This is a genomic window from Luteibacter yeojuensis (assembly GCF_000964085.1).
Taxonomy (GTDB): Bacteria; Pseudomonadota; Gammaproteobacteria; order Xanthomonadales; family Rhodanobacteraceae; genus Luteibacter; species Luteibacter yeojuensis_A.
This window is the reverse complement of record NZ_JZRB01000070.1, coordinates 1-10,433: the sequence shown is the minus strand read 5'-3', so window position 1 is coordinate 10,433 and position 10,433 is coordinate 1. Positions and strand designations below refer to the sequence as shown.

Genomic DNA, 10,433 nt, shown 5'->3' with positions numbered 1-10,433 from the left:
CTGGAGCGCGAGCGCCGCTTCAGCGCCGATGTGGCGCACGAGCTGCGCACGCCGCTGGCCTCGACCATGATCAACCTCGAGAACGCGCTCGCCTCGGCCCGGCCGGACGAGGCGCAGGCCGCGTTGCAGGCGGCGCGCGAATGCCTGGTCTCGCTGGCGCGGCGCACGGAGCAGCTGCTGGCGCTGGCACGGCTCGAGGCGGGCGCGGCATCGGGCCCGCGTGCGCGCATCGACCTCGCTGCGCTGGCGCTGGACGTGGTCGAGGAACTCTCGCCCGTGATCGCGCGCGGCAACGTGGAGCTTGCGATCGACCACCTCGAGGAAGGGCTCACCGTCGAGGGCTATGCGACGGCGCTGGGTGCCTTGCTGCGCAACCTGCTCGACAACGCGTTCCGGCACGCGCCGCGTGGTGGCCTCGTCACGCTATCAGTGGGGCGGCGCGATGGCCACGCCATGCTGCAGGTGCTGGACGATGGCCCCGGTATCCCACCGGAACGCCGCGCGCGCCTGTTCGGCCGCTTCGAGCGCGGCAGCGATACGCAAGGCGATGGCTACGGCCTGGGCCTGTCGATCGTGCAGCGCGCCGCCGAGCTGCACGGCGCGTCGGTCGAGCTACTCGAAGGGCCTGGCGGGCGTGGGTTGCGCGTGGTGGTGACGCTACCGCTAAGCGGCCAGCCGCCCGTGTAGGAGCCCACACCCGTGGGCGACAGCTCTTCGCAAAACACTGTCGCCCACGGGGGTGGGCTCCTACAGAGGCGGTTCGGTTACTTCTTCGGCGTGGCAATGGCGCCAATCAGGTCCTTGCCTTCGCCGCGCACCAGGTGCGGGTACTTCAGGCCGCCGTGGTAATCCACCTTCACGGTCTGGTAGTCGTCCACGTTCTTCACCAGGAACTCGATGGGCGTGGTGGTGTTTTTCGCGTCGGTGATGGCGTCCTTCAGCACCTGGCCTGAGAAATCCTTGCCGTTGACGGCCACGATGGTCACCCCAGGCACCAGTCCCGCCTTGGCCGCGGCGCCTTCCCACTGCGCATCGCGCACTTCGCCCTTGTCGGTCACCGTGATGCCGAGCGAGTAGGCGAGGCTGGTGGCTTTGCGGATCTTTTCCTGCGTGGCGAAGATATCCGACGGCTTGTCGTCGAACGCGAGCTTCCAGCCACCGCCTTCGATGCCCTTCTCGGGCATGGTGTCGCCGGTGTAGTCGAGGCGCTCGCGCAGGAACTTCGCCCAGTCGTACGGCTGCACGCTGTTGAGCGTGCCCACCACGTCCTCGAAGGTGTAGGTCTTGGGCACGTAGCTGCCGTTGTCCATGCCGTAGAACGCCTTGGCGAAATCATCGAGCGTGTGCTTGCCGCCTGAGAGGTCGCGGATCTTCGTGTCCACGTCCAGCCACAGCATCTGGCCTTCCGGGTAGTAATCAGAGCTGCGGCGGAAGTTCAGCCAGCCGCTGCTGCCGCGCGACGAGAGCGGGATGCCATCGGCCGTGTCCTGCAGCGAGCGCCACTGGCGGCCGGTGCGGGCGCCCATGTCTGCGGCGATGGAGGCCAGGCTGTCGCGCCACTGGTCGGTGGTCCAGATGCCCGAGCGCGCTGTCAGCACGCCGGCGAAATAGTCGGTGAGGCCTTCGTACACCCACAGCAGGTCGTCCTGCATCGGCTCGGTGAACGTCGGCGTCCAAAGGTCGGCCGGGCGGCGGAACTTGCCGTTCCACGAGTGGATGTATTCGTGCGGCAGCAGCGTGCCGGCGGCGGTGTGCACCTTCGGGTCGGTGAGGAAGTTGGCGAACAGGCGGTCGTCGCTCGACTGGTGGTGCTCGAGCCCGAAATGCCCCGTGTGGTCGGAGACCACGAGCAGGAAATCGTAGTGGCCGTAGTGGTGCGCGCCGAACAGCTTGTTCGCCTGCACCACGAGGTTGCGCTGCGGCGTGATCTGCTTGTCGGTGATCTTCACGCTCTCGGCCGTCTCGCCCACGATATCGAGGTGCACGGGCACCGACTGGCCGGGCGCCAGGTCCACGCGGTTGAAGTACTGGCCGGCGATGAGCGGGGAATCGACGAAGTTCTCGTAGCTCACTGGCTTGAACGTGACGGTATCGCCCGACTGCGAGGCGGTCTCGAGCGCCGTCGCGAACTTCCAGCCGGCGGGCAGCTTCACCGTCGGCTCGATCATGATGCGGCTGGTGTAGTAGCCGGCCGGGTAGAACGACACCTCGTTGAACTCGAGCGGGATGTAGTGCGGCGTGGCCGAGTCGAGGTAATCGAAGCTGAGGTCGAGCTTGTCGACGCCTTCGGGCACGTCGACATGGAACGCGAACATCTCCTTCAGGTCGCGACGCCACGGTATCTTCTTGCCGTTGGCCGTGACGGTGAAGCCGGCCACGTTCGACAACGGGCCGCTGGGGCCGTGCTCGCCGGGGATCCACTTCGGGTAATAAAGGATGACGTGGCCCGGGGAGACCGGGATGCTCTCGCGCACGTGCAGCAGGTGGCGGGCCTGGTCGGTGAGGTCGACCGTGACGGCCAGGTTGCCCTTGTACGGCTGGTCGACCGGGGCCGGGAGATCCTGCGCGGCGGCGAAGGCGGCGGGGGAGGTGGCCAGCGCGATGGCGGTGGCAAGCGAGGCACGGCGAAGGGCAAGGCGCATGGGGTGGTTCCCGGCGGCGGATGAAGCCCCGATGGTGGAACCGGATGGCCCGGCGACGTATATGCCAGAGGTCACGGGCGTTTGAAACGGGGGGCTACGTCGCGACGGGGGCGGCCGTTACGATGCCCGCATGAAAGCAACCACCCTCCGCCGCATCCTCAACGCGTGGCCCCCGTTCCTGTTCGCCGGCATCCGCGTGGTCCGGTTCGACGACTACCGCCATGCCCGGGTGAAGCTCAAGCTGGCCTGGTACAACCGCAACTACGTGCGCACCCAGTTCGGCGGCAACCTGTTTTCCATGACCGATCCGTTCTGGATGATCATGGTGCTGAAGAGCCTTGGCAACGATTACATCGTCTGGGACCAGGCCGGCGAGATCCGCTTCGTGGCACCTGGCCGTGAAGACGTCTATGCGGAATTCCACGTCGAGGACACCATGCTGGATGAGATTCGCGCCGAATGCGCGGACGGCCAGAAGCACCTGCGCTGGTTCGAGACCGATATCCGCACGGCGGGCGGCGAGCTCATCGCCACCGTGCGCAAGCAGCTTTACGTGAGGAAGAAGAAGCCCAAGGGGTGACGCGGCGGGCCACGCCTGCCAGTATCGGGGGCCAGGCCACACGGGACCTCGAACGATGGGTGACACCGCCAACCGCCGCCGCGCGTTCCTGCGCGCCTCCGCCATGGGCACGCTGGCATCGTTCGTGCCGCTGGGCGCCATGGCCGCCGCCAGCGCCTCCGGCGCCTCGGGCAAGGCGGTGCCTGCCGCGCCGTTGTTCCCGCCCGCGCCGCTTGCCCCGCAGCCACTCCAGCTCCTGCCAGCGGGCGCCATCAAGCCGGCCGGCTGGCTGCGCCGCCAACTCGAGATCCAGGCCAATGGCCTGGGCGGGCATGTTGACGAGACCTGGCCCGATCTCGGCCCCGAGAGCGGCTGGCTGGGTGGCAAGGGCGAGTCGTGGGAGCGCGGCCCGTACTTCCTCGACGGCTTGCTGCCGCTCGCGTGGCAGCTCGATTCCGCGCCGCTGAAGGCGAAGGCCCAGCGCTTCATCGACTGGACGCTCGGCAGCGCGCAGCCCAATGGCATGTTCGGCCCACGCAGCAACGACGACTGGTGGCCGCGCATGGTGATGCTGAAGGTGCTGGCGCAGTACCAGGAGCTCACCGGCGATGCGCGCGTCGTGCCGTTCATGACGAACTACTTCCACTACCAGCTGCAGGCCATGCCCGAGCGCCCCCTGCGCGACTGGGGCCGCATGCGCTGGCAGGATGAAGTGGCGGTGGTGCTGTGGCTGTACACGCGCACGCAGGACCCGAAACTCATCGAACTCGCGCACCTGCTTAAAAAGCAGGGCTACGACTGGCAGGGCATGTTCGCCAACTTCTCGTTCAAGGAGAAAGTGGACGTCAAGGCGCTGGAAGCGAAGCGCAAGGGCGAGGACGTGTTCATGGTCGACGATGGCCTGCAGGTGCACGGCGTGAACAATGGCCAGGCGCTGAAGGCCTCGCCGGTATGGTCGCTGGTATCGCGCAGCGCGGACGATCGCGCCGCCATCCACCACCAGCTGGCCATGCTCGATACGTACCATGGCCTGCCCAATGGCATGTTCTCGTGCGACGAGCACCTCGCCGGGCGCAGCCCCTCGCAGGGCGTGGAACTGTGCACGGTGGTCGAGGCCATGTACTCCCTGGAGATGTCGCTGGCGATCACCGGCGATGCCGTGCTGGGCGATCGCATCGAACGGATCGCGTACAACGCGTTGCCGGGCACGTTCACCGACGACATGTGGGCACACCAGTACGACCAGCAGCCGAACCAGGTGGAAGTGAGCCTGCACCGCCGCCCATGGACTACCAACGGGCCCGAAGCCAACCTGTTCGGCCTCGACCCGCACTTCGGCTGCTGCACGGCCAACTTCCACCAGGGCTGGCCCAAGCTCACGGCGGCGCTGTGGATGGCGACCAGCGACAAGGGCCTCGCCGCCACGGTGTACGCGCCGTGCGAGGTTTCAACCGTGGTGCGCGACGTGCCCGTCCGCATCGACCAGGCCACCGATTACCCGTTCCGCGGCGATGTCGCCATCACGGTGCAGCCGGCGCAGGCGGTGGCGTTCCCGCTGCGCGTGCGTATCCCGGCGTGGTGCAGGCAGCCGGTGGTCAAGGTCAATGGCGAAGCGGTGGCCGTGAAGGCTGGCGCCGGTTTCCATACCATCGACCGCACGTGGAAGCCCGGCGACCGCATCGCGCTCTCGTTCCCCGCCGAGGTGCTCACCGAGCGTGGCTTCAACAACGCGGTGACGTTCCTGCGTGGCCCTCTCGTGTTCTCGTTGCCCATCGGCGAGGCATGGGTGAAGTGGCGCCCGCGTGGCCTCACCAACGATTGGCAGGTGTATCCCACCACGGCGTGGAACTACGGCGTGGCGCCGGAGGCCACGGCCGAGGAGCACCCCATTGGCAAGGTGCCGTTCGCAGGTGGCACCCCTGCGGTGACGCTCAGCGTGCGTGGGCGGCCGGTGGCGTGGAAAGCGGAAGAGGGCGTGGCGGACCCGGTGCCGGAACAGGTGGCGATCACGACCGAGCCGGTCACGACGCTGAAGCTGGTGCCCTACGCGGGCGCGAAGCTACGCATCACGGCGTTCCCGCCGATGCCTGCCTGAAACACCTCAATGTAGGAGCCCACACCCGTGGGCGACCGCTCTTCGCGATAGGCTGTCGCCCACGGGTGTGGGCTCCTACACGTACGTCCCGTGCACTTTAGAAAACCAGCGACGCCATCTTGCGGCGGTAGCTGCCGACGACGTCGGCGTCGTCCAACGTGGCGAAGGCCGCCAGCAGGCGCTTCTTCGCCTGGCCATCGTGCCAGTCGCGCTGGCGCTTAAGAATGTCCAGGAACTGGTCGAGGCCGGCCGGGGCATCGCCCTCGATGAGCAGGCGCACGCCCAGCAGGTCGCGGGCTTCCCAGTCGTCGCCATTGGCGTCGACCCGCTGGCGCAGCTCGGCCAGGGATGGGGCGCCGGCGAGGGCGCGGGCCAGGTCGAGCTGGCTGCGCAGGCGCGTGGCGCGGGTATCGGTGGCGAGGTTGGCGGGCAGGGCGTCGAGCTCGGCCTGGGCCGGGTCGACCTGCCCGGCACGCAGCAGGGCGCCGGCCAGCTCGAGCTTCAGCTCCGCCTGGCCGGGGTCGGCGGCGATGGCCTGCTGCAGGCGGTTGATCGCGTCCTCGGGCGTTTCCGGCTCGGCGTCGAACACCTCGGCGTCATTCGCCGACCCATCGCCCGGGACGATGCCGTTGCGGGTGAGGAACTCACGCAGCTGGGCCTCGGGGAGGGCGCCCGCGAACCCATCGGCCATCTGGCCATCGCGGATGAGCACCACGGTGGGGATGCTGCGCACGCCGAACATGGCGGCCAGCTGCTGCTCGGCTTCCACGTCGATTTTCGCCAGCCGGAACGCGCCGTCGTATTCCACGGCCAGCTTCTCGAGCATGGGGCCCAGCGTCTTGCAGGGGGCGCACCACTCCGCCCACAGGTCGACGAGGATGGGGGTATCCAGCGAGGCCTGGATCACGTCCTTCTCGAAACCCGCCGTGGTTGCATCGAAGACATGGGCACTGGGGGTCTGGGCGCTGCTCACGTAAGGCTCCTTGGGGCGGATGGGGTCACCCCTAGATCGGGGGAATGGCGCAGCATATCAAGCCCGGGGCGGCCGGCCAGCGGCCCGCCGCGCGCCATCATGCGCCGTTTACGCGGATTTGCGATCATATGCCATGGGCCATACCGGCCTTCCATCGCCGGCGTGCATGCAAAAAGCCCCTGACCTCATCATCTGCGAGCACTGCGACACCGTCTACCGGCGGCGCCACCTCGCGCGCGGCGAGGTGGCGCGCTGCGTCAATTGCGGGGCCGTGCTCGAGCGCCACCAGTGGCTGGGCATCGATGCGCAGTTCGCCCTCATCATGGCCGCGGCCATCGTGTTCGTCATCGCCAACGTCTCGCCCATCGTCACCCTGGGCTTCTCGGGCATGCTCGCCGACACCACCTTGTGGGGCGCGGTCATCGCGATGTGGAACGATGGCGCCCAGATCGTCGCCGCGCTCACGGCGCTCACGCTGTTCTTCTTCCCCCTCGTCCAGATCACCCTGTTCGGGTGGGTGCTGCTGTTCGCCCGGCGCGGCGAGCGGGCACCCGGGTTCGGCATGGCCATGTCCACGCTGGTGAAGGTCAAGCCGTGGAGCATGATCGAGGTGTTCATGCTCGGCGTGCTGGTGGCGGTGGTGAAAGCGCACACCTATTTCGACGTGGTGCCGGGCGCCGGCGTATGGGCCTTCGGGTTCCTCACCCTGTTGATCACCGTGTTCGCCAGCCACGACCCGCGCAACCTCTGGGAGCAGACGAAGGAGGTGCGCCGGTGAGCGAACTGCCGCGCGCCCAGGACCTGGGCATGATGGGCTGCCACGTGTGCCGCCTCGTCACCACCTACAGCGAGGACCCGCACGCCCACTGCCCGCGGTGCCACAACCCGCTGCACCCGCGTAAAACCGGCAGCGTCGCCCGCGCCTGGGCATTCCTGGTAGCCGCGGCCATCTTCTACCTGCCGGCCAACCTGTTCCCCATCATGCGGACGCAGAGCCTGTTCTCGAAGGATGACAACACCATCCTCAGCGGCGTGTTCGAGCTGTGGCGCAACGGCTCGCCCGACCTCGCCATCATCGTCTTCACGGCGTCCATCGTGGTGCCCGTGCTGAAGTTCTGCATCATGGGCTACCTGCTGGTATCCGTGCAGCGCGCCAGTGGCTATGGCCCCCGGCAGCGCGCCAAGCTGTACCGTTTCGTCGAGCTGGTGGGTTACTGGTCGATGCTGGACGTGTTCGTGGTGGCGATCCTCTCCGCGCTGGTGCACTTCAAGGTGCTCTCGCGCGTCGAGCCGCTACCCGGTGTGATCTATTTCGGCATCGTCGTGGTGCTGACGATGCTGGCGGCGATGAGTTTCGATCCCCGCCTGATCTGGGACAAAAGGAAAGCGCAATGAGCGATACCCAAGACGGAAACAAGCCCGAAGGCGACGACCTGCCCCAACCGGAGGTGCGCCGCTCGAAGATGGGCGTCTCCCTCATCTGGCTGGTGCCCATCGTGGCCGCGCTGGTGGGCATCTCGTTGCTGGTCAACCACTTCGTCTCCGCCGGCCCGCAGATCACGGTCACCTTCCTCACCGGCGAAGGCATCGAGACCGGCAAGACCCAGGTGAAGTACAAGAACGTCGTGATCGGCAAGGTCACCGGCATGCGGCTCTCCAAGGACCGCACCCACGTCAAGGTGGTGGTCGACCTGGAAAAGAACGCCTCGGAGTTCGCCACCAAGGGCACCCGCTACTGGGTGGTGCGCCCGCGCATCGGCGCGGGTGGCGTTTCGGGCTTCGACACCCTGCTCTCGGGCGCCTTCATCGGCGCGGATACCGGCACGTCCGACGACGACCAGAGCGACTTCACCGGCCTGGAAACCCCGCCCGCCGTCACCCACGGCGCGCCGGGCCGTCGCTTCCAGCTGCACACGGGCGACCTGGGCTCGCTCGACATCGGCTCGCCGGTGTATTTCCGCCGCATCCAGGTGGGCCGCATCGTCTCGTACGAGCTCGACAAGGATGGCAAGGGTGTCTCGCTGCAACTGTTCATCGATGGCCCCAACGACCGGTTCGTCACCAAGGATTCCCGCTTCTGGAACGCCAGCGGCGTGGACGTATCGCTCGGCGCCGATGGCCTGAAGTTGAACACCCAGTCGCTCGCCACCGTGGTCGCGGGCGGCGTGGCCTTCTCCGATCCGCTGGGCCCGCACGACGAAAGCCCCGCGCCGGAGATGAGCGAATACACCCTGTTCGGCGACCAGGCCACCGCGCTGGCGCCGCCCGATGGCAAGCCGCGCTACATCCGCATGCGCTTCGAGCACTCGCTGCGCGGCCTCAACGTCGACGCCCCGGTCGAGATGCTGGGCGTGAAGGTGGGCAAGGTGGTGTCGGTGAACCTCGACTACGACCCGGTGAAGAAGACCTTCCCGGTCATCGTGGGTGCGCTGGTCTACCCGCAGCGCCTGGGCAAGGCCCATGAAAAGCTGGCCCAGGTGCTGGGCGGCGACGAAGAGACGCTGTTCCCGCGCATCATGAAGGGCCTGGTCGAGCACGGCATCCGTGCGCAGGCGCGTTCCGGCAACCTGCTCACCGGCCAGCTCTACATCGCCATGGACTTCGACCCGAAGGCGCCGAAGGCCACGCTCGACCCGAACGCCAAGCCGCTCGAGGTGCCCACGGTGGCGGGTGACTTCGACCACCTGCAGGAACAGCTCTCCAGCATCGTCGACAAGGTGGAGAAGATCCCGTTCGATTCCATCGGCAAGAACCTCGACGGCAGCCTGAAGGAACTGAAGGGCACGCTGCACTCGGTGAACACCGACCTGCTGCCCGAGGCGAAGAAGACCCTGCAGGGCGTGAACCACACGGTGGGCACGGCCAACGACGCGCTGAGCGAGAACTCGCCCTTGCAGCAGAACATCGCCAACACGCTGGAAGAACTGCAGCGCACGGTGCGCTCCGTGCGCGCTTTCACCGATTACCTGGGCCGCCACCCGGAGGCGCTGTTGCGCGGCCGTGGCGCCGACGCACCGCCGCCGGCCACCGCGCCGTCGTCCCCGAAGCAGGGCAAGGAAGGTCAGCCATGATGAAGTACACCCGCCACGCCGCGTCGGCCCTGCTCGCCACGGCGCTCGCCGCGTGCTCGTCGGCCCCGGTGCATTTCCACACCCTGGTGCCGCCGGCCACCGCGCCGTCGGCCACCGTGGCGCCGTTCGCCATCGATGTGCAGGCGGTGGGCGTCCCCCCGCAGGTCGACCAGCCGTCGATGGTGTTGCGCTCGGGCAGCTCGTCGGTGAACGTGCTCGACGGCGAGCGCTGGGCGTCGCCGCTGGGCGATGAAATCCGCACGGCGCTGGCCGCCGACCTGTCCAGCCGCCTGGGCACGCACGATATCCACGGCCTGCCGCGGGGCAAGGATGCGAAGGTGGTGCGGGTGCAGGTGGATGTGCGCCGTTTCGATTCGGAGCTGGGCGGCAATGCCACGCTGGAGGCGGCGTGGTCGGTGCGTACGGATGCGCAATCGGCGAACTGCGCGTCGCGCGTGGTCGAGCCGGCGGGTGGCAGTTATGACACGTTGGTGGAAGCACACCAGCGCGCCATCGGCCAACTGTCCGACCAGGTAGCCGCGGCCGCCCGCTCGGTAGCCAACGGCCAGCCCGCCGCCTGCCGCTAGGCGGTTCATTCGCTAGCGCGAATGCATGTGTTGAGCGGCTTGCGCCGCCTTGGGCTTGTAGGGTGTGGCGAGTCGGGGGCGGGCAGGCCCTTGGTGCCGCCAGTCGCGGACCTGCGGACCGGGCCGTAGGTCCTCCGTCGCGATAACCGTTGCGCATGGCGGCCCTCCGCTCATGTCGGCCCCAAGGGCCTGCCCGCCCCCGAACCGATGCGCACAGCTTCGTGTGGCACAAGCCAGTGCCTCATGGCGAAACGCTCGCCCAGCCGCCCGGTGCGCCCCGCGTAAAGAGACATGCTGGCTCGACGGAGCACGCCCGTGAATCGTCCGCGCGCCGCGATCGGTTGAGCCCATGCAGACTTTCCTTGACGCCGTGGCTGTCACTTTGCGCTTGTACGTATCGCAAGGAACGGCTCGCCTCAGGCCCCGCTTTTGCTGCACGAACCGCAACGTGTGGACTCGGCGGCGGGTGGGCCCCTGGGGCCGACATGAGCGGAGGGCCGCGCAAC

General features: G+C 67.9%; 9 protein-coding genes. 7 read left to right on the top strand and 2 right to left on the bottom strand.

Annotated features, from left to right (window positions below; all coding sequences use genetic code 11):
* Positions 1-687 (top strand): sensor histidine kinase (locus tag VI08_RS19585; protein ID WP_045831321.1); only part of this gene is annotated, 687 nt, incomplete at its 5' end.
* A gap of 77 nt (positions 688-764) precedes the next feature.
* Here the strand turns inward: VI08_RS19585 and VI08_RS19580 are convergent.
* Positions 765-2,642 (bottom strand): M61 family metallopeptidase, encoded by a 1,878-nt coding sequence (locus VI08_RS19580; protein WP_045831320.1) that lies wholly within the window; start codon positions 2,640-2,642, stop codon positions 765-767.
* 130 nt (positions 2,643-2,772) lie between these two features.
* On the opposite strand from VI08_RS19580, the gene VI08_RS19575 reads away from it, so the two are divergent.
* Both VI08_RS19575 and VI08_RS19570 read left to right on the top strand, forming a co-directional pair.
* Positions 2,773-3,222 (top strand): DUF4442 domain-containing protein, encoded by a 450-nt coding sequence (locus tag VI08_RS19575; RefSeq protein WP_045831319.1) that lies wholly within the window; start codon positions 2,773-2,775, stop codon positions 3,220-3,222.
* Between the two features lie 55 nt (positions 3,223-3,277).
* Positions 3,278-5,296 (top strand): beta-L-arabinofuranosidase domain-containing protein, encoded by a 2,019-nt coding sequence (locus tag VI08_RS19570; RefSeq protein WP_198149012.1) that lies wholly within the window; start codon positions 3,278-3,280, stop codon positions 5,294-5,296.
* A gap of 97 nt (positions 5,297-5,393) precedes the next feature.
* Here the strand turns inward: VI08_RS19570 and trxA are convergent, their stop codons facing one another.
* Positions 5,394-6,269: a thioredoxin gene (gene trxA, locus VI08_RS19565; RefSeq protein ID WP_045831318.1), complete on the bottom strand. Its 876-nt coding sequence runs from the start codon at positions 6,267-6,269 to the stop codon at positions 5,394-5,396.
* Positions 6,270-6,435: 166 nt separating this feature from the next.
* Between trxA and VI08_RS19560 the strand changes: the two genes are divergently transcribed.
* The 4 genes from VI08_RS19560 to VI08_RS19545 are packed head-to-tail and all read left to right on the top strand — an operon-like array spanning position 6,436 to position 9,927.
* Positions 6,436-7,047: a paraquat-inducible protein A gene (locus tag VI08_RS19560; protein ID WP_045831322.1), complete on the top strand. Its 612-nt coding sequence runs from the start codon at positions 6,436-6,438 to the stop codon at positions 7,045-7,047.
* Entirely contained in the window at positions 7,044-7,664 is a 621-nt protein-coding gene (locus tag VI08_RS19555) for a paraquat-inducible protein A (protein ID WP_045831317.1), read from the top strand. The genes VI08_RS19560 and VI08_RS19555 overlap by 4 nt, the downstream gene beginning before the upstream one ends.
* Complete coding sequence (locus VI08_RS19550; RefSeq protein WP_045831316.1) at positions 7,661-9,340, top strand: intermembrane transport protein PqiB; 1,680 nt, start codon at positions 7,661-7,663, stop codon at positions 9,338-9,340. The genes VI08_RS19555 and VI08_RS19550 overlap by 4 nt, the downstream gene beginning before the upstream one ends.
* Positions 9,337-9,927 (top strand): PqiC family protein, encoded by a 591-nt coding sequence (locus tag VI08_RS19545; protein ID WP_045831315.1) that lies wholly within the window; start codon positions 9,337-9,339, stop codon positions 9,925-9,927. The genes VI08_RS19550 and VI08_RS19545 overlap by 4 nt, the downstream gene beginning before the upstream one ends.
* Positions 9,928-10,433 lie beyond the last annotated feature (506 nt).